This window comes from Oryzibacillus soli (assembly GCF_051594765.1).
Classification (GTDB): domain Bacteria; phylum Bacillota; class Bacilli; order Paenibacillales; family NBRC-103111; genus Paenibacillus_AR.
The window spans coordinates 26,863-44,716 of sequence record NZ_JBPPGJ010000013.1 but is presented as its reverse complement, the minus strand read 5'-3'; the positions used below and the strand labels follow the sequence as shown (position 1 = coordinate 44,716).

The following is a 17,854-nucleotide window of genomic DNA, read 5'->3' as shown; positions in this document are numbered from 1 at the left end:
CCTGCTCCTTTTTTGGGGTTATTCGTCATGTTCCGGATGCCGGAAGCCGGCTCTCTCCAGTTGGATGGTGGCGTCATCCAGGTCGAATTTGTGCTCCAGCATATTCACAGCGGTCTGAAGCACCTGCTGATCGTCAGCGCCCTCCGCCAGGACCAGGTGGCAGGTAAATTGATGGTGTCCCGAGGTGACGGTCCACAGATGAAGCTCGTGGACTTCTTCTACACCGTTCAGCTTCAAGAGCTCCTCCTGCACCGCGGCGCCGTTGATCTCGTGTGGAGCCCCCTCCATCAGGATGTGCAGGGAATGGGACATAACGCTCCAGGCGCCCTTCAGGATCAGGGCCGCCACCAGCACGCTGATGATCGGATCGGCCACGTACCAGCCGAAGCGCAGCATCAGCCCGCCGGCGGCCAAGGCGCCAAGAGAGCCCAGCGCATCGCCCAAGATGTGGAGGTAGGCGCTGCGCACATTGATGTTTCCGTTGATGTCGCTGTTCCGGTGCAGCGCCCAGGCGCTGGCAGCGTTGGCCAGGAAGCCGATGGCGGCAATGCCCATCATGGGGCCGCTGGCCACCTCCGGCGGATGACGGAAGCGCTCGACTGCCTCCCAGAGGATCCAGCCGCAGATCAGGAAGAGGGTGAGTCCGTTCAGGAGCGCGGCGATGACCTCGAACCGCTGGTAGCCGAAGGTCTTGGATCGGCTGGCCGGACGCTGGGAGATCTTCAAGGCCACCAGGCTCAGCACCAGTGCAGCCGTATCGCTGAGCATGTGCCCGGAGTCGGACAGCAGGGCCAGACTGTTGGTCCACAGCCCGCCGATGAACTCCAGCAGCATGATGCCTGCGGTAATCGTCAAGGCGATGGCGAGGCCGTTCTTGTTGCCGTGATGATGATGATGGTGGTGCCCATGGTGGTGCTTGTGACCATGCTCATGGTCGTGATCGTGGTCATGGTCATGGTCATGGTCATGGTCATGGTCGTGCCGGCTGCCGGTTTCCGCGGCATGACCGCTGTGGGAATGGGTTCCGCTCATAGTTCCTCCGTATGCAAGGGTTTTATTCTATTCCGTAACATCATATGTCCCTAAGTGTAGAGTTCCATTAACGGCTGTGTCAATGTCCGTTTGATGACAAATGAGAATGGATTTCATCCAGCACTTTGCCGGTATCTTGCAAAAGCTCCCATTTTTCGTCACAATGGGGAAAACAAGCCCAATAAGGAGAGGATCCATCTTGTACGGTGCCCCATTATCCCCCCATGCTCGTAAAATCATGCTGCTCGGCTCAGGCGAGCTCGGCAAGGAAGTGGTGCTGGAAGCGCAGCGGCTGGGGATCGAAACCGTTGCGGTGGACCGCTATTCGGATGCCCCCGCCATGCAGGTGGCCCACCGGAGCTACTGCATCGACATGCTGGACGGTCGAGCTCTGCGGGAGCTGATCGAGCGGGAGAAGCCGGAGCTGATCGTTCCGGAGATCGAAGCCATTGCTACCGATGAACTGGTGAAGCTGGAGCAGGAAGGGTACCGGGTGATCCCGACGGCTGGGGCCTCCCGGCTGACTATGGACCGGGAAGGGATCCGCCGCCTCGCTTCCGAGACGTTGGGGCTTCCAACGGCCCGCTACGCTTTTGCGGACAGTCTGGACGAGCTGAAGGAGGCCGTGAAGACCGTAGGCACTCCCTGTGTGATCAAGCCGATCATGAGCTCCTCGGGGAAAGGGCAGACGGTGTGCCGCACCCCCGAAGGGGTGGAAATCAGTTGGAATGCTGCCATGGAGGGCGGACGGGCCAAGAAGACGCGCGTCATCGTGGAAGAGTTCATCTCCTTCGAATCGGAGATTACCCTTCTGACCGTCCGCTCCGTCTCCGGTACGGCCTTCTGTGCGCCGGTCGGCCATATCCAGAAGGAAGGGGACTACATTGAATCCTGGCAGCCCCATCCGATGACGACGGAGCAGATCCGGGAAGCGCAGGAGATCGCCCGCAAGGTTACGGACGCGTTGGGCGGCTACGGGCTGTACGGAGTGGAGCTCTTCCTCGGGAAGGACAAGGTCATCTTCAGCGAGGTATCCCCCCGTCCCCACGACACCGGCATGGTGACCATGGCGACGCAGGATTTGTCCGAATTTGCCCTACATGTCCGGGCCATTCTGGGCTTCCCGATTCCCGCCGTCCGGCTCCTGACTCCCGGTGCCTCCCATACACTGAAGGCATGGGAAGCAAGGAAGGATTACCGGATCGAAGGTGTGGCGGCGGCTCTCGAGGTTCCCCACACCCAGGTCCGGGTATTCGGCAAACCGGAGACCAAGATCGGCCGGAGGATGGCAGTGGCGCTCAGCAGCGCCGAGACGGTGGAGCAGGCGCGGAAGCAGGCGAAGGAAGCGGCGGAGCGGCTGTCTATCGTGTACGGAGATGAGGAATAGAAGAAGAGCGGCCCAGCGGGCCGCTCTTCTTTTGCGTTAAGCCAATAAGGCGGCGGGAAGCCGAAAAGTTGCGATGTCGCGGAATCCGCAGGAATAAGGCTTCAGTCCGCCTTATTTCCGCTGCAGCGGCGGGAAGCCTCCCCTAAGACCGCGGAAGCTCCCGGTTGGCTACCCGGTACTCCGTCGGACTGACCCCCGTCTTCCGAAGGAAGTTTCTGCTGAAGCTGGAGAAGGACTCATAGCCGACCTCATAGGCGATATCCACCACCTTCATATCCGTGGAGGCCAGCAGGCTGCAGGCATGACGGATCCGGACCTCCTGAAGCAGCGAGAGGAAGGACACGCCGAAGTGACGGGTCAGGATCTGGGTGATCCGGGTAGGATGGCACTGGAACCGGGCTCCGAGATGGGCCAGAGTCAGCGGCTCCCGGTAATGAATGTGGATATACCTCATCAGGTCCCAGGCCGGAGTCGGGGGCTGAAGGGAGCCGGATTCCGGAGGCGCATCCGGACGAGGCTGCCTATGGCTCCGTTCCAGATGGGCTACCAGCTCCGTCAGCATGCCCTTCAGCATGGCCTGCTGCCAGAAGTCGGGGGTGGCGTACTCTTTTTCCATCCGTTCCAGCAGTCTTCGAATCTCCTGTTCAGACTCGCCTGCCAGATCATAGTGGGTGCGGATCGGGTTGTGTTCTGACAGCAGCAGCTTCTCGGTCGCTTCTCCCAGCAGCTCCAGACCGAACATACAGTTCATGAGGATCAGCGGCTTGCCGGGCATAGCGAAAATTTCGTGCACCTGATAAGGGAGAATAAAGGTGAAGGTTCCCGGCTTCAGAGGATGCTTCTCTCCGTTTACCGCTTCCGAGCCTTCGCCCTCCAGGATATAGCTGAATTCGAAGAAATCATGCCGGTGCTGGGGAAAGTGCTGCTCCACCCGGTTGCGTGAGAGATGAAAGGGGAACTTGCCGATAAAAGGGTAATCCGACAGGTGCTTATGAATGGGAAAAGTCAAACGGATCATCCCTCCGTTCAAAAAATGAGAGGTTTGTTCAAGAATCGGCATGTATGCGGATACGTAATATTCTAACCTATAACCATACGAAGTTGAAGGAGGAGACCCATAATGACTCAAATGATAGGTGAACTGCGTTCCAGCTCCGTCATCAAGCGCCATCCGGCCAATCCCATTCTGACCGCCTCCCAGGTGCCTTATCCCACCGCGCTGACCTTTAATGCCGGCGTAACGAAGTACCAGGGGCAGTACGTCATGGTTTTCCGCAACGACCACGGCTCTGTAGAAAATCAGACTCTGGAGCCCTCCCATACCACCGATTTGGGACTGGCCTACAGCAAGGACGGCATCCATTGGAAGGTGCAAGATAAGCCCTGCTGGAAGCTGCTCACCGATGAGATCGTCCGCGTATACGATCCCCGATTGACGGTCATGGACGGACGTATCTATATGTGCTTTGCGGTGGACACGCGCCATGGCGTGCGCGGCGGCATCGCCGTGACCGACGATTTCGAGAAGTTCGACGTCCTCTCCATGTCCGCTCCCGACAACCGCAACATGGTGCTGTTCCCGGAGAAGATCGGCGGCAAGTACGTCCGCCTGGAGCGTCCGTTCCCCGTATATGGCCGCGGGGGTGTCGACCGCTTCGACATGTGGATCTCCAACTCCCCGGATCTGAAGTATTGGGGCGAGACGGAGCTGGTGATGGGCGTGGAGCATGTGCCCTTCGCCAACGACAAGATCGGTCCGGCTGCGCCTCCCATCAAGACGGAGAAGGGCTGGCTGACCACCTTCCATGCCGTCGACATCGACCCGAACCGCGGAAAGAACGGCTGGGAAGCCACCTGGAAAAAACGCTATACCGCCGGCATCGCGCTGCTGGACCTGGAGAATCCTCAGAAGGTCATCGGCATGTCCAGGGAGCCGCTGATCGCACCGGAAACGGTCTATGAGAGAGAGGGCTTTCGCAACGACGTCATCTTCCCCGGCGGCATGATTCTGGAGGACGACGGAGAAGTGAAAATCTATTACGGCGGAGCCGACACCGTTGAGTGTCTCGCAACCGCTCATGTGGACGATCTCCTGAAGCTTTGCTTGGAAGGGAAATAAGTACAGAACCCGCTTCAAGAGCCTTATGGCTCTAAAGCGGGTTCTTTCTTTTACACATGATAGCTCCCGGTCGGCTCGTGAAGCACCCACTCCAGCATCGTGACCATGGCGTCGAGCTGCTCCAGCTGAGACTGAAGGGATGCATCGTTCTGTCCGCCCAGAGATATCAACCTGTCCGCCAGCTGCTTGCGCTGGACCGCCAGCTCGTTCAGCTTGCGTTTCACCTGTTGTTCCGTTCTCATGGATCCACCGCCTTCCAATAGAAGTGCCATCTTCCAAGTATCATGGCGGATTCCGGCGGAAGCGTCAAGCGGTGAAGGGAGATTGCTCGTTTCACTTGAAAATTAATTGAAATAATTATAAATTAATATTAAATCCATATGTAACGGAGAGTCCCGGACATTCCGGGCTCCCGATGCATGCCTGCTTGACGGTTATAAGGGCGATACGGTTATCTGAACCAAGGCTGGTTCCGATGCTCGACCAGGTCAATGGCACCAAGCACCACATGAGCCAGACCAAAGCCCATGACCGCTGTGGAGGCCATCGGATATTTGCCGCGGAACGCAGCGCCAGTTGCCGTTACAGCAGTACCGAGTACAGTAGGAATCAAACCTTCGCGCATGAATGATCTCTCCTTTGAAGTGATGGGGTATGGAACAATCATTAGGGTTGTATTTTAGGGTGAACCTTATACGGCTGGAACGTTTGCTTTCAATTCCGCTTCTTTTATATAATGGCTAAAAATAACGCTTCAGGACGAGATCTGATCCATGGATAAATCAAAGGGAGTGAATCAAAATGGCTGCAAACGGGAAACCGATCGCGCTTAAGGAATGGGCCGTGGCGGTGAATGCGCTGCGGGAAGGAAAGCAGATTCTCATCATGCGCAAGGGCGGCATTGTGGAGGAAACCCGGGATTTTCAGGTGGAGAGCCATCATTTCTACCTGTATCCGACCTATGAGCATCAGAAGAAGGATCTGATGAAGGACGGTTATAAAGAGGAGATCCACCGGACCATGGTCGGTTGGACGCCCGAGGACACGACTGTCGTTCTCACCACCTATGCAGAAGTGGCGGAGGATATCGAAGTGTTCGACCAGGAGGAGCTGAACAAGCTGGGGGAGCTCCACATCTGGACCGACCAGTTTGCCGAAGAACGCCTGAAATGGAAGAAGAAGAATCCGCTGCATGTGCTGCTGCTGAGAGTGTACGAGCTGGAGAAGCCTGTGGAGATCAAGATCGAGCCGGAATACCTGGGCTGCAAGTCTTGGGTCGAGATCGCCGCGCCGCTTCCGGAGGTCGGCCGCAAGCCGGTGCTTAGCGATGAGGCGTTCGCCGAGAAGGTTCAAGCTGTGAAGGAAGCCTTAGGCAAAATCAAAGCTGGATGAACCGGATTCCCGGGAGGGTGCGGCTGGCATAAGCCGTAGCCCGGCCGGGATTTTTTCCGCGGTTGAAGGCGAATGCCAGACGGTTGAAGGTGGATTTCCAGCATCAATCGCTGCATGAAATTGGAGAATGTGTCTAAATTGTGATGATAATTCGTTTCATTACATTGTAATAAACTTTACAAACGAAAAAGTATAAAAAATTTGCCGCTTGCCCTTTCTTGATTTGATTTTGTAAGTTATAATAAAATTATTCCATTGAGAATCACTGATAATCAACAAGATTAATTCCAAATAAGAAAAATAACCATAAACCCGGAGGGAAATGAACCATGTCGAATTCGCCTGTATTCACGATAAACGGCTTGAGAGCCAATGTCGAAGGCAAGGAAATCTTGAAAGGCTTGAACCTGGAAATCAAAGGCGGCGAAGTCCATGCTATCATGGGACCCAATGGTACAGGCAAGAGCACCCTGGCTTCCGCACTGATGGGCCATCCTAAATATGAAGTCACGGCAGGTACCGTAACCCTTAACGGACAAGACGTGCTGGAGATGGGCGTAGACGAGCGCGCTCTGGCCGGTCTGTTCCTGGCTATGCAGTATCCGAGCGAGATCACCGGCGTCACCAACGCCGACTTCTTGCGGAGCGCCATCAATGCCCGCCGCGGCGAAGGCAATGAGATCTCCCTGATCAAGTTCATCCGCCAGATGGAAGGCAAGATGAAGGAGCTCGAGATGAATACCGAGTTCGCCCACCGCTACTTGAACGAAGGCTTCTCCGGCGGCGAGAAGAAGCGGAACGAGATTCTGCAGATGATGCTGCTGGAGCCGAAGATCGTCATCCTTGACGAGATCGACTCCGGTCTGGACATCGATGCCCTGCGCATCGTAGCCAACGGCTGTAATGCCATGAGAAGCCCGGACCGCGGCTTCCTGGTCATCACCCACTATCAGCGTCTCTTGAATTACATCCAGCCTGACTTCGTCCACGTCATGATGCAAGGCCGCATCGTGAAGTCCGGCGGCACCGAGCTTGCAGAGCGTCTGGAAGCCGAGGGCTACGATTGGGTCAAGGAAGAGCTGGGCATTGTTGACGAAACCGTCGGGGCAGAGGTCTAAACCGTTCACGAGGAGGAGAAGGAAATGAGTGCACAAACCGTTCTTCCCGTTGACCGGGGGTCCGTTGCCGACTTATCCAAGCGCAACCAAGAACCCGAATGGATGGCGGAGCTGAGATTGAAGGGCTTGGAGCTGGCGGAATCGCTGGAGCTCCCGGCCTTGGAGAAGACCAAGCTCGACCGTTGGAATCTGAGCCATTACGGCTCTTATCATAAATCGGCGGCCATTGCGGCCGTAACGGATTTGCCGGAGGAGGCCAAAGGGCTGTTCGGTGAGAACTTCAGCAACAGCCTCCTGATCCAGCGCAATTCCGGTGCCATCTACAGCAGCCTGTCCGAAGCGGCCTCTGCCCAGGGCGTAATCTTCATGGAGCTGGAGCGCGCTGTACGCGAACACGCGGACCTGGTGAAGCCTTACTTCATGAAAGCCGTGGAGCAGGGGGAGAACCGTCTGACCGCTCTGCACAGTGCCGTTTGGAACGGCGGCGTATTCCTCTATGTGCCGAAGAACGTTCAAGTGGAGCTTCCTGTGCAAGCCTTGTTCCTGACCGAAGGCGCCGACGCCTCCTGCGCTCCCCATGTGCTTATCGTGGCCGAAGCGAACAGCTCCGTAACCTACGTGGAGAACGTATTGTCCCTAGGCGAGACCGGAGAACGGGTCGTAAGCGGCGTTGTGGAGGTCTTCGCGAAGCAAGGCTCCAAGGTCCAGATCGCCTCTGTTCATAACCTGAACACCCAGATGACCGACATCGCCTACCGCCGCGCGATCATCGAGAACGATGCCCGCGTCGAATGGACCGTCGGTGAGATGAATTATGGCAACGCCGTATCCGACACGACCTCTCTACTGAAGGGGAACGGTTCCTCTTCCGATTCGAAGGTCATCTGCGTCGGCACCGGAGAGCAGAAGCTGAACCTGACTACCCGTGCCGTACACTTCGGCAAGATGTCCTCCAGCGACATGATTACCCGGGCTGTTATGAGAGACGGCTCCACCGCCATCATCAACGGCATTACCAAGATCGAGAAGGGCGCAACCGGCGCCAACGGCCAGCAGACCGAGAAGGTCCTCATGCTGTCGCCGAAGTCCCGGGGCGATGCCAACCCGATTCTTTTGATCGACGAAGACGACGTCAAAGCCGGCCATGCCGCCAGCGTCGGCCAAGTGAACCCGGAGCAGGTCTATTACCTGATGTCCCGCGGCATCTCGAAGGAAATCGCCCAACGGCTCATCATCTACGGATTCCTGGCACCGGTGGTATCCGAAATTCCGATTGCCAAAATCGAGGACCAGCTGCAAGCGCTGGTTGAAAGGAAGCTGGAGCAATGAACGCCTTGGAGATCCGCAAGCTTTTTCCCATCTTACATCAGGAAGTGAACGGGCATCCCCTCGTGTACCTGGACAGCGCGGCCACTTCACAGAAGCCCGTACAGGTTATTGAAGCCATAAAGCAATATTATGAGCGGGATAATGCAAATGTTCACCGCGGTGTGCATACCTTAGGTTCCAGAGCCACCGACGCCTACGAAGGCGCCCGGGAAAAAGTGCAGCGGTTTCTCCATGCGAGACATACCGAAGAGATCATCTTCACCAGAGGAACGACGACCGCTCTGAACCTGGTTGCATCAAGCTACGCGCGCAGCGTTTGCCGGGAGGGCGATGAGATCGTCATTACCCCCATGGAGCATCACAGCAACCTGATCCCGTGGCAGCAGGCCGCCAAAGCCACCGGCGCCACCCTGAAGTATATTCCGCTTCAACCGGACGGCAGCATAAGCCTGACGGACGTGGAGAATACCATTACCGACAAGACGAAGATCGTGTCAGTGGTGTATGTCTCCAATGTCTTGGGAGTTGTGAACCCGGTGAAGGAAATCGCAGCCACCGCCCACCGTCATGGAGCCAAGATGGTGGTGGACGGGGCCCAGAGTACGCCACATATGAAGGTGGATGTACAGGATCTGGATTGCGACTTCTATGCGTTGTCCGGTCACAAGATGTGTGCCCCTACGGGCATTGGTGCACTGTACGGCAAGAAAGAGCTGCTGGAGAATATGGAGCCTATCGAATACGGCGGGGAAATGATCGACTTCGTGGATCTGTACGAATCCACCTGGAAAGATTTGCCCTGGCGATTCGAGGGTGGGACGCCCATTATCGCCGGTGCGGTAGGACTGGGCGCCGCCATTGATTTTCTGCAGGACATCGGCTTGGAGAACATCCATCACCACGAAGAGAAGCTTGCAGCCTACGCCATGGACCGTCTGTCCGAGATCCCGGATCTCGTCATCTACGGCCCGAAGGGCAAGCGTCCCGGACTCATTACCTTTAATCTGGGTGACGTTCATCCCCACGATGTCGCGACCGTATTGGATGCCGAAGGGGTTGCAGTGCGGGCCGGCCATCATTGCTGCCAGCCTCTCATGCGTTGGCTGAAGGCATCGGCCACGGCAAGAGCCAGCTTCTACCTCTACAACACGGAGCAAGACATCGACCGCCTGACGGATGCGCTCAAGCGGACAAAGGAGTATTTCAGCCATGCAATTGGATGACCTATACCGCAGAGTGATTATGGATCACTATAAGAACCCCCGGAATAAAGGCCGATTCGAAGATGGCGGCGTGACCGTGGATCTGCACAATCCGACCTGCGGGGACCGCATCTCTCTTCAGATGAAGGTGGAGAACGGCATCGTGCAGGAATCCCGCTTCGTGGGAGAAGGCTGCTCCATCAGCATGTCCTCCGCATCCATGATGACGGAGGCCGTAAAGGGCAAAACACTAGATGACGCCTTGAAGATGGCGGAGAATTTCTCCTCCATGATGAAGGGCGAGGATGTTGAATTCGAATACGAAGATATCGAGGCCCTGACCGGCGTGAAGAAGTTCCCGGCCCGTATCAAATGCGCCACCCTGGCCTGGAACGCGCTGCGCAAGGGGATCGAACAAACCCGATAGGAGGGAATCATAGTGGCCAAGCAAATGCCTGAAATGGAAGAGTATAAATATGGCTTTCGGGACGAGCACAAGGCAGTGTTCCAGTCCGGCAAAGGCCTGACCAAGGAAATCGTCACAGAGATCTCCCGTATGAAAAATGAACCGGAGTGGATGCTGGAATTCCGCTTGAAATCCCTCGAGCTCTTCAATAAGATGCCGCTTCCCCGTTGGGGCGGCGATCTGGACGACCTGGACTTCAACGATATCCAATATTACGTGAAGCCGACCGAGAACCAGGGCAAAACCTGGGAAGAGGTACCGTCCGAGATCAAGGAAACCTTCGACAAGCTGGGGATTCCGGAGGCTGAGCAGAAGTTCCTGGCCGGCGTATCCGCCCAGTATGAATCCGAGGTTGTCTATCACAGCATGCAGAAGGATCTGGAGGAGCAGGGGGTCATCTTCACCGATACCGATACGGCACTCCGTGAGCATCCCGAGATCTTCAAGAAGTTCTTCGGCACCGTCATTCCGGCGGCCGACAACAAGTTCGCCGCGCTGAACAGTGCCGTATGGTCCGGCGGCAGCTTCATCTACGTGCCTCCGGGCGTCAAGTGTGAAATTCCGCTGCAGGCTTACTTCCGGATCAACTCCGAGAATATGGGCCAATTCGAGCGTACGCTGATTATCGCCGACGAAGGCAGCTTCGTGCACTACGTTGAGGGCTGTACCGCACCAGTTTACAGCACCAACTCCCTGCACAGCGCCGTCGTGGAGATCATCTGCCTGAAGGACTCCCGCGTCCGTTATACCACCATCCAGAACTGGGCACCAAACATCTACAATCTGGTTACCAAGCGTGCCGTTGCCGAAGAGAATGCCACCATGGAATGGGTGGACGGCAACATCGGCTCCAAGCTGACCATGAAATACCCGGCTGTTGTGCTGAAGGGCCGCGGCGCGAAAGGCAGCGTCTTGTCCATCGCCGTCGCAGGCAAAGGACAGCATCAGGATGCAGGTGCGAAGATGATTCACCTGGCTCCTGAGACGACCTCCACCATCGTATCCAAGTCCATCTCCAAGCATGGCGGCAAGGTGACCTACCGCGGTCTTGCCTCCTTCGGACGCAATTCCCAAGGCTCTAAGGCTAACATCAAGTGCGACACCTTGATCATGGATAAGCAATCCACCTCGGATACGATTCCGTACAATGAGATTCTGAACGACAACATCACCTTGGAGCACGAAGCCACCGTATCCAAGGTATCCGAAGACCAGCTCTTCTATCTGATGAGCCGCGGCCTCTCCGAAGCCGAGGCCACCCAGATGATCGTCATGGGCTTCATTGAGCCCTTCACGAAGGAGCTGCCGATGGAATATGCCGTCGAGATGAACCGTCTCATCAAGTTCGAGATGGAAGGCAGTATCGGATAATAGCCTCGTCTCATAAAAAAGTAACCTCTCCTTGGTAAAATGGGGGTGCAACAACCCAACCATTTTCAAAGGGGAGGTTTTTTTTGCCTAAAAATGGACAAGTTCCCTGATTATTGAACAATCGTATCTGTTTTTTGGAGTGCATCCTTTTTGCATTTACCTATACTAGGGTTATACACCAAGAAAAGCCATATATTCCCATTATTCCATAGAAAGGAGGTCAAGTAGGCCAAGATTCGAACAGCAATTTATGTAATCGCTTACTTCTCAAATCAAAGGAGGAATAATGATGATGTTGCGCCAATGGTTGAAGCCCCAAAAAGCAGCCTGTTTTCTGCTTGCCGCCGCCCTGCTGATCCCCCTGGGACTAAGTCCCGCCCCCCAGCCGGTATCGGCCGCGAGCGCCCGACAGATGGAAAAGCTGAACCGGGGACTGGTTGCCGTTAAAACAAGCAACGGTGTTTTTCTCAGCTGGCGTCTCCTGGGAACGGAGTCCTTGAGCACAAGCTTTAACGTATACCGTAACGGAACCAAGCTGAACTCCACGCCCATCACCAACAGCACCAATTACCAGGATTCTGGCGGCGCCGCTTCCTCCACCTATTATGTGAAGGCAGTGGTCAACGGCACCGAGCAGGTCGCTTCACCTACCGCTACGGTCTGGGCCAACAATTATCTGGATATCCCGCTTCAGAAGCCGGCAGGCGGCACCACCCCGGACGGTGTGGCCTACACCTACAACGCCAATGACGCCAGCGTAGGCGACCTGGATGGAGACGGAGATTATGAAATCATCCTCAAGTGGGACCCCTCCAACTCCAAGGACAATTCCCAGTCCGGTTATACGGGCAATGTCTATCTGGACGCGTACGAAATGGACGGCACCCGCCTGTGGCGTATCGACCTGGGCAGGAATATCCGGGCAGGAGCCCACTACACTCAGTTCCTGGTTTATGATTTTGACGGGGACGGCAAGGCTGAAGTTGTCTGCAAAACGGCGGACGGCACCAAGGACGGTACGGGTGTGGTCATTGGTAACGCCTCCGCGGATTACCGCAATTCCAGTGGTTATGTTCTGAGCGGGCCGGAATTCCTGACGGTGTTCTCCGGCACCAACGGCAAAGCGCTCACCACCGTGGACTACCTCCCCGCCCGGGGCAATGTTTCCGACTGGGGTGATAATTACGGCAACCGGGTGGACCGCTTCTTGGCCTGCGTCGCCTATCTGGACGGTGTCCGTCCCAGCATTGTTATGGCCCGGGGCTATTATACCCGCTCTGTAGTGGTGTCGTATGACTGGCGGAACAATACTCTGACCCGCAAGTGGACCTTCGATAGCAACAGTTCTACCAACTCCGGCACCGCCGGTCAAGGCAACCACAATCTCAGCGTAGGCGACGTGGACGGGGACAGCAAGGACGAGATTGTTTACGGCGCCTTGACGATCGATGACAACGGGGCCAAGCTGTACAACACGGCCATGGGTCACGGAGATGCCATGCACATGGGGGACCTGAACCCGGACCGAGCAGGCCTCGAGGTGTTCAAGGTCAATGAAAACACCTCCGCCGCTTATGGTGCGTATATGTTCGATGCTAAGACCGGAACGGTTCTGTGGGGCGTCAAAACCAGTGCAGATACGGGACGCGGCATGTCCGCCGATATCGATCCCACTTACAAGGGAGAGGAGGTCTGGGCCTCCAACGGGGTAGGCCTGCGCTCGGCTACAGGCACGCTGATCAGTTCGACGATTCCTTCCTCCATTAACTTCGGGATATGGTGGGACGGTGATCTGCTCCGCGAGCTGCTGGATCACAGCTCCAATGTGGGTAAAATCGACAAGTGGAACTACACCTCCAAAACCACCGGCAACCTGCTGACGGCCACCGGCACCAGCTCCAATAACGGTACCAAGGGCAACCCCTCCCTGCAGGCTGACCTCCTAGGGGACTGGAGAGAGGAAGCTATCTGGCGGACTGCCGACAGCAGCGCTTTGCGGGTTTACACCACAACGGCGGTGACCACCCAAAAAATATATACGCTGATGCATGATCCCATCTACCGTTTGGGTGTGGCTTGGCAAAATGTTGCCTATAACCAGCCGCCGCATACCGGCTTCTACCTGGGAGACGGCATGGGCGCCGTAACCCAGCCGAATATTTACACCGTGCCCTAAAGACCGCGGCAACTTTAATTAAAACGGAAGTCGCCTCTGTTCTTCTCTCTTTTGTCATACTATGCTTATCGGGCAAGGGAAAGGAGAATGCGCATGACTGGAAACGAAGCGCTCCGCAACGACAGTATCGTGATTAAGCAATATATCACCCACACACAATATGCTGAGATTAACCGGCTGGAGGCCATTTGCCACGCCCACGACGGCACCAACCTGAAGCTGGAGACGGATTACCGGCTTCACCGCCCCAAATCGGCCGTGCCCGGTATCACAGAGCTGAACGAATTTCTGTATTATGCGGATGGAGAATTGGTATCCTATCTGGGCATTGCCAGCTTCGGAGGCGGCAATGCGGCGGAGCTCAACGGTATGACCCATCCGGATTACCGGAGGAAGGGGATTTTCACCAGGCTCTGTGGATTGGCTGTGGAGGAATGCAGAAGACGGAGCTTCGATAAAATCCTGCTTTTGTCCGACGGAAAATCCGAATCTGGTCAAGGCTTTATCCGTTCGGTAAGCGGAACATATGATTTTTCGGAATACCGCATGCGGCTGCGTGAGCATAGTACGGAGGAGCGTTCAGAGCTGGTAGCCCTGAGGAAGGCCAGCAACGAGGATATATCGAGTCTGGAACGGCTGGATGTGGCTATTTTCGGCGGAAATGGGGAGGTGGATGTTCTTCCGGAGGAGGAGGAAAAACGCAATAGGGTCACCTATCTGGTAGAGCGGGACGGGATGGACGTCGGCCGGATCAAGATCACTTATGCCGATTCAACCGCCTTTATCAGCGGTTTTGGCATTGTTCCGGATCAGAGGGGACAGGGCTTGGGCAAGGCGGCACTGAAGGAAGCACTGCTCTTGATCCGGGAGCGGAATATTCCCGAGGCCGAGCTGGATGTGGAATGCAAAAACGCCAACGCCCTCCATCTTTACACCGCCTGCGGCTTTCAGGAAATGTCCGTGATGAATTATTATCAGGCCCCGAAGATTTGAGAACATGGCTCTCTGAAATAGATACAAAGCCTCCGCGGAAGGCGGTGGCTAAGGCTCCCTATTCTTAGGGGGCCTTTTGTGTTGAGATCATGAAAATATATTTTCTCTGCAAAGAAATGATATGAAAAGCGATAAAATATATTTTCTTGATATCGTCATCGACAAAATGTTACAATTCTCTCGTAATGACGACCAATTTCTACATAACCTTGAGGTGACATCGATGTCAAAAACAAATTGGTTTCAGAAGCTAGGCAGCACAAGAGAGTGGGGCTTTTCCCTATGGAAAGACAGACCGGTCGGCGCCAAAATTGCCGTACTGGTCTTGTTATCGCTGGTGATTATCGGAATAGCCATGACCCTGCACTATCAAGATCTGGTCCAAGCCGACGAACGTTGGGATTCAGCCTTCTCGAAGGAGATAGAGCCGCTGACCCGGATGACAGAAGTGGAACGGAATCTAGTGAAAACAAATAGTCTGCTCTTGGAATATATCACGCTTGCCAATGACAACCGGCGCAAAGAAATTGTGACGGAAGCCCAGAAGATCATCGCGAGCAATGATGAGATGGTGAAACGGTACGAAGAAGCAGCCAATCATGAGGAAACGAACAAGCGGCTGCTGGATGAATTCAAAGAGAACTACCAGAAGCAGCGGGCCATCTTCGCTTCCGTATCCGAGGCAGGGACCAGCGCCGCTTCCCCTGCACTAGGAGCCGGAAAAATCGTGGAGGTCTATAAAAGTCAGGTGCTGCCCCTTCAGGCCAAGCTGGAGGAAATCTCCCAGGCTATCAAGCAGAATCATCTGAATAGTATAGAACAGACGGATCAGATAAATGATGAAGAAGTGGACCATGAACGGGCGGTGCTCATCCTGGTTGCGGTCGCCTCCGTTCTCCTGCTGGCCGTAACGGGCTATGGCTTGTACCGTTCGGTATGCAGCCCCCTCCGGGATATGGAACGGTTGATGGCCCAGGCCGAGCGGGGAGACCTGACGGTTCAAGGAAGCTATGGGTCAAAGGATGAGATCGGACGACTGACCCGCTCCTTCAATGGCATGATTGATGGAATACGGAATATGATTGCGCTGATTCAGGAGAGTGCGCTGACCTTATCAGCCAGCTCGGAGCAGCTCATGGCTAATGCGGAGCAGTCTAAGATGGCCGGCGAACAGATCTCCCAATCTACCCAGAGTCTGGCCGAAGGACTGGAGCTGCAGATGTCCGGGGTTCAAGAAACCAATGCCTCCATCCTGAATATGGACCGAAGCATTACGAGCATCGTGAATCAGAGCGCGAAGGCAGCCAAGCTGGCCTCCCGGACCAATGAAATGACGGAGAACGGCCAGACACAGCTGATGCTGGCCCGAAGGGCGCTGGGGATGATGGGGGAAACTACACAGCAGACCAGCGCGCAGATGGAGAAATTGGCGGCCCGTTCGGAACAGATTCAGAGTATCATCCAGATGATCTCGGATATTGCCACCCAGACCAATCTGCTCTCGCTGAATGCCTCCATCGAAGCGGCCCGTGCCGGGGAAGCCGGACGGGGATTCGGCGTCGTGGCAGGCGAAGTGAAGAAGCTGGCCGAGCAATCCCGCCACCAGACCGCGGAAATCGCTTCACTCATCGAGACCATTCAGGAGGATGTCCGAAATGCCGTTGTGTTCAGCCGGGAGGGGCGGAGCCTTCTCGAGAAGGTCGTCGGAGACAACAAGCTGGACCAATCCTTTGAATCCATCCACGCCTTGGCCGAGGAGCTCTCTACGGATATGGAGGAGGTTGCTTCTTCCATTCTGGTGATCGCTCAGGAGAGCGGAACGGTGACCCGTTCCATGAAGCTGGTTACGGATTCCGCGCAGAATGGGGTTGCCTTAAGCCAGGAATCCGCGGCAGCCAATGAGGAGCAGCATGCCACATTGGACGAGATGAGCGGGAATGCGCGCTCCATGGCACAGCTGGCGGAGGATCTTCAGCACGCTGTGGGACAATTCCGTATCGGGTAACCGGATCGTACCGATATACAAGCTTATTTTTCGCTTCCGAGGCAATCGGGAGCTTTTTTTTTCCATTCATAAAGGAGCCTTCGTTATCTGATTCTAAAGACAGTGTCTAATTCAGATGAATAGAGGAGATCCGACCATGAAGCCAAAAGCGTTACGTCCGACTATGGCGGCCGTTATGGCCATGACCTTGACCCTGTCCGCCGCGTGCACCGACCAAGGGAACAAATCCGGTCAAGGTCAAGGAGCGTCCCCCAGCCCGGGGGCATCGGCTCAAGCACAGTCCCAGTCTCAGCCCCAAGGGGGTACGACGTCCATCGCCGGAGGAGGTGCCGTTCCCCTGCAAGTGGAATCGGACGGGAGCGTACCGATCCGCCATATCAGCGGCACGGACTACGTCCAGGCGACCAAGCTGTTGGAGATCATCGGGTTCCGCAACGTATGGGATGCCAATCAGAGCCTGCTGAAATTCGGGAACCATGATGCCGCTTATGAGATTAAGATGAACACGACTGAAGCCCGGAAGGAAGAGGAGAAGTTCAACTTGTCTCATGCCGCCATTCCGGTGGATGGCATTCCGTATTTGCCGGTGAGCGCCATATCCGATCTGCTGTCGGAAGAGGTCAGCTTCACCCGGCAGGGGGATCAGCTGGTCTTTCACGCACAGCCCAACCCGGTTCACTTAAAGGTGGACGAGGATGGCCCCTTAAGCCAGGGAGATGCGTTGAATTTCGGCGAGGATCCGGATGATCCTTTCAAGGACGCTACTACCAACGAAGCACCTTCCTCCATGGCCATCGACGCGGACGGAGCCGTAACGGCAGCAGCTCTCAAGAACATCAACATTCCGTCTCTTATTGCACGGGCCAAAACCTATCTGGGTGTCAAATATGATTTCGGCGCATCCCCTTATCCGCAATCCGGCAAATTTGACTGCTCCTCCTACACCCAATATCTGTTCGGCAAATACGGCGTCACCCTGCCGCGTACCGCCCGGGCTCAAGCGAAGCTGGGCAATACGGTCAGCCGGACCAGCCTGCGGCGGGGCGATCTGGTCTACTTCTATGTGCCGGGCCGGTTCAAGTCCAATAAGACCGTCGGCCACGTGGGGATCTATATCGGGGACATGAAGATGATCAATGCTTCTCCGCTCCCGAAGGACGGCGTCCAGATCATCAGTCTGAACAAAGCGTACTGGAAGGAAACCTTCCTGTTTGCCAAGCGGATCGTATATTAATCCTTCGTTCACAACAACAAAACCTTCAAG

Annotated in this window: 16 protein-coding genes; 12 read left to right on the top strand and 4 right to left on the bottom strand. The window is 55.7% G+C overall.

From position 1 onward, the window contains the following. Positions 1-18: 18 nt before the first annotated feature. Positions 19-1,032 (bottom strand): cation diffusion facilitator family transporter, encoded by a 1,014-nt coding sequence (locus ACSEXW_RS18090; protein WP_438447573.1) that lies wholly within the window; start codon positions 1,030-1,032, stop codon positions 19-21. A 199-nt stretch (positions 1,033-1,231) separates the two neighbouring features. On the opposite strand from ACSEXW_RS18090, the gene purT reads away from it, so the two are divergent. Next, the gene (purT, locus tag ACSEXW_RS18085; RefSeq protein WP_438447572.1) at positions 1,232-2,419 is read left to right on the top strand and encodes a formate-dependent phosphoribosylglycinamide formyltransferase; all 1,188 of its coding nucleotides are present in this window, start codon (positions 1,232-1,234) and stop codon (positions 2,417-2,419) included. A 142-nt stretch (positions 2,420-2,561) separates the two neighbouring features. Here the strand turns inward: purT and ACSEXW_RS18080 are convergent, their stop codons facing one another. Then, entirely contained in the window at positions 2,562-3,428 is an 867-nt protein-coding gene (locus ACSEXW_RS18080) for an AraC family transcriptional regulator (protein ID WP_438447571.1), read from the bottom strand. A gap of 111 nt (positions 3,429-3,539) precedes the next feature. Here ACSEXW_RS18080 and ACSEXW_RS18075 point away from each other — a divergent pair, with 111 nt between their 5' ends. Then, complete coding sequence (locus ACSEXW_RS18075) at positions 3,540-4,538, top strand: glycoside hydrolase family 130 protein (RefSeq protein ID WP_438447570.1); 999 nt, start codon at positions 3,540-3,542, stop codon at positions 4,536-4,538. A 50-nt stretch (positions 4,539-4,588) separates the two neighbouring features. On the opposite strand, the gene ACSEXW_RS18070 is transcribed toward ACSEXW_RS18075, so the two are convergent. Beyond that, positions 4,589-4,780, bottom strand: a complete 192-nt coding sequence (locus tag ACSEXW_RS18070; protein WP_438447569.1) for a hypothetical protein — start codon at positions 4,778-4,780, stop codon at positions 4,589-4,591. Between the two features lie 209 nt (positions 4,781-4,989). Further along, positions 4,990-5,163, bottom strand: coding sequence for an asparagine synthase (locus ACSEXW_RS18065; protein ID WP_438447568.1), 174 nt, complete (start codon positions 5,161-5,163; stop codon positions 4,990-4,992). Between the two features lie 176 nt (positions 5,164-5,339). On the opposite strand from ACSEXW_RS18065, the gene ACSEXW_RS18060 reads away from it, so the two are divergent. The 10 genes from ACSEXW_RS18060 to ACSEXW_RS18015 all read left to right on the top strand — a co-directional run bounded on the left by ACSEXW_RS18060 (position 5,340) and on the right by ACSEXW_RS18015 (position 17,824). Continuing rightward, positions 5,340-5,930 (top strand): DUF1802 family protein, encoded by a 591-nt coding sequence (locus tag ACSEXW_RS18060; RefSeq protein ID WP_438447567.1) that lies wholly within the window; start codon positions 5,340-5,342, stop codon positions 5,928-5,930. 329 nt (positions 5,931-6,259) lie between these two features. After that, positions 6,260-7,048 (top strand): Fe-S cluster assembly ATPase SufC, encoded by a 789-nt coding sequence (sufC, locus tag ACSEXW_RS18055; RefSeq protein WP_438447566.1) that lies wholly within the window; start codon positions 6,260-6,262, stop codon positions 7,046-7,048. Positions 7,049-7,072: 24 nt separating this feature from the next. Continuing rightward, positions 7,073-8,377, top strand: a complete 1,305-nt coding sequence (gene sufD, locus ACSEXW_RS18050; RefSeq protein ID WP_438447565.1) for a Fe-S cluster assembly protein SufD — start codon at positions 7,073-7,075, stop codon at positions 8,375-8,377. Continuing rightward, complete coding sequence (locus ACSEXW_RS18045; protein ID WP_438447564.1) at positions 8,374-9,600, top strand: cysteine desulfurase; 1,227 nt, start codon at positions 8,374-8,376, stop codon at positions 9,598-9,600. Before sufD ends, ACSEXW_RS18045 begins: the two co-directional genes overlap by 4 nt. After that, complete coding sequence (sufU, locus tag ACSEXW_RS18040; RefSeq protein WP_438447563.1) at positions 9,587-10,006, top strand: Fe-S cluster assembly sulfur transfer protein SufU; 420 nt, start codon at positions 9,587-9,589, stop codon at positions 10,004-10,006. The genes ACSEXW_RS18045 and sufU overlap by 14 nt, the downstream gene beginning before the upstream one ends. A 24-nt stretch (positions 10,007-10,030) precedes the next feature. Further along, positions 10,031-11,416: a Fe-S cluster assembly protein SufB gene (sufB, locus tag ACSEXW_RS18035; RefSeq protein ID WP_438447692.1), complete on the top strand. Its 1,386-nt coding sequence runs from the start codon at positions 10,031-10,033 to the stop codon at positions 11,414-11,416. A 292-nt stretch (positions 11,417-11,708) separates the two neighbouring features. Then, positions 11,709-13,592: a rhamnogalacturonan lyase gene (locus ACSEXW_RS18030; protein WP_438447562.1), complete on the top strand. Its 1,884-nt coding sequence runs from the start codon at positions 11,709-11,711 to the stop codon at positions 13,590-13,592. 93 nt (positions 13,593-13,685) lie between these two features. Beyond that, complete coding sequence (locus ACSEXW_RS18025) at positions 13,686-14,585, top strand: GNAT family N-acetyltransferase (RefSeq protein ID WP_438447561.1); 900 nt, start codon at positions 13,686-13,688, stop codon at positions 14,583-14,585. Positions 14,586-14,808: 223 nt separating this feature from the next. Beyond that, positions 14,809-16,590 carry a methyl-accepting chemotaxis protein gene (locus ACSEXW_RS18020; protein ID WP_438447560.1) on the top strand — a complete coding sequence of 594 codons (1,782 nt, stop codon included), beginning with the start codon at positions 14,809-14,811 and terminating at the stop codon, positions 16,588-16,590. Positions 16,591-16,726: 136 nt separating this feature from the next. Beyond that, the gene (locus ACSEXW_RS18015; protein WP_438447559.1) at positions 16,727-17,824 is read left to right on the top strand and encodes a C40 family peptidase; all 1,098 of its coding nucleotides are present in this window, start codon (positions 16,727-16,729) and stop codon (positions 17,822-17,824) included. Positions 17,825-17,854 lie beyond the last annotated feature (30 nt).

Excerpts from the sequence above, each read along its gene's own strand:
- ACSEXW_RS18090 (WP_438447573.1), bottom strand. The coding sequence starts at position 1,032 with ATGAGCGGAACCCATTCCCACAGCGGTCATGCCGCGGAAACCGGCAGC.
- ACSEXW_RS18025 (WP_438447561.1), top strand. The coding sequence starts at position 13,686 with ATGACTGGAAACGAAGCGCTCCGCAACGACAGTATCGTGATTAAGCAA.
- ACSEXW_RS18045 (WP_438447564.1), top strand. The coding sequence starts at position 8,374 with ATGAACGCCTTGGAGATCCGCAAGCTTTTTCCCATCTTACATCAGGAA.
- ACSEXW_RS18070 (WP_438447569.1), bottom strand. The coding sequence starts at position 4,780 with ATGAGAACGGAACAACAGGTGAAACGCAAGCTGAACGAGCTGGCGGTC.
- sufD (WP_438447565.1), top strand. The coding sequence starts at position 7,073 with ATGAGTGCACAAACCGTTCTTCCCGTTGACCGGGGGTCCGTTGCCGAC.
- sufB (WP_438447692.1), top strand. The coding sequence starts at position 10,031 with ATGCCTGAAATGGAAGAGTATAAATATGGCTTTCGGGACGAGCACAAG.
- ACSEXW_RS18030 (WP_438447562.1), top strand. The coding sequence starts at position 11,709 with ATGTTGCGCCAATGGTTGAAGCCCCAAAAAGCAGCCTGTTTTCTGCTT.
- ACSEXW_RS18060 (WP_438447567.1), top strand. The coding sequence starts at position 5,340 with ATGGCTGCAAACGGGAAACCGATCGCGCTTAAGGAATGGGCCGTGGCG.
- ACSEXW_RS18020 (WP_438447560.1), top strand. The coding sequence starts at position 14,809 with ATGTCAAAAACAAATTGGTTTCAGAAGCTAGGCAGCACAAGAGAGTGG.
- ACSEXW_RS18075 (WP_438447570.1), top strand. The coding sequence starts at position 3,540 with ATGACTCAAATGATAGGTGAACTGCGTTCCAGCTCCGTCATCAAGCGC.
- sufC (WP_438447566.1), top strand. The coding sequence starts at position 6,260 with ATGTCGAATTCGCCTGTATTCACGATAAACGGCTTGAGAGCCAATGTC.
- sufU (WP_438447563.1), top strand. The coding sequence starts at position 9,587 with ATGCAATTGGATGACCTATACCGCAGAGTGATTATGGATCACTATAAG.
- ACSEXW_RS18065 (WP_438447568.1), bottom strand. The coding sequence starts at position 5,163 with ATGCGCGAAGGTTTGATTCCTACTGTACTCGGTACTGCTGTAACGGCA.
- ACSEXW_RS18015 (WP_438447559.1), top strand. The coding sequence starts at position 16,727 with ATGAAGCCAAAAGCGTTACGTCCGACTATGGCGGCCGTTATGGCCATG.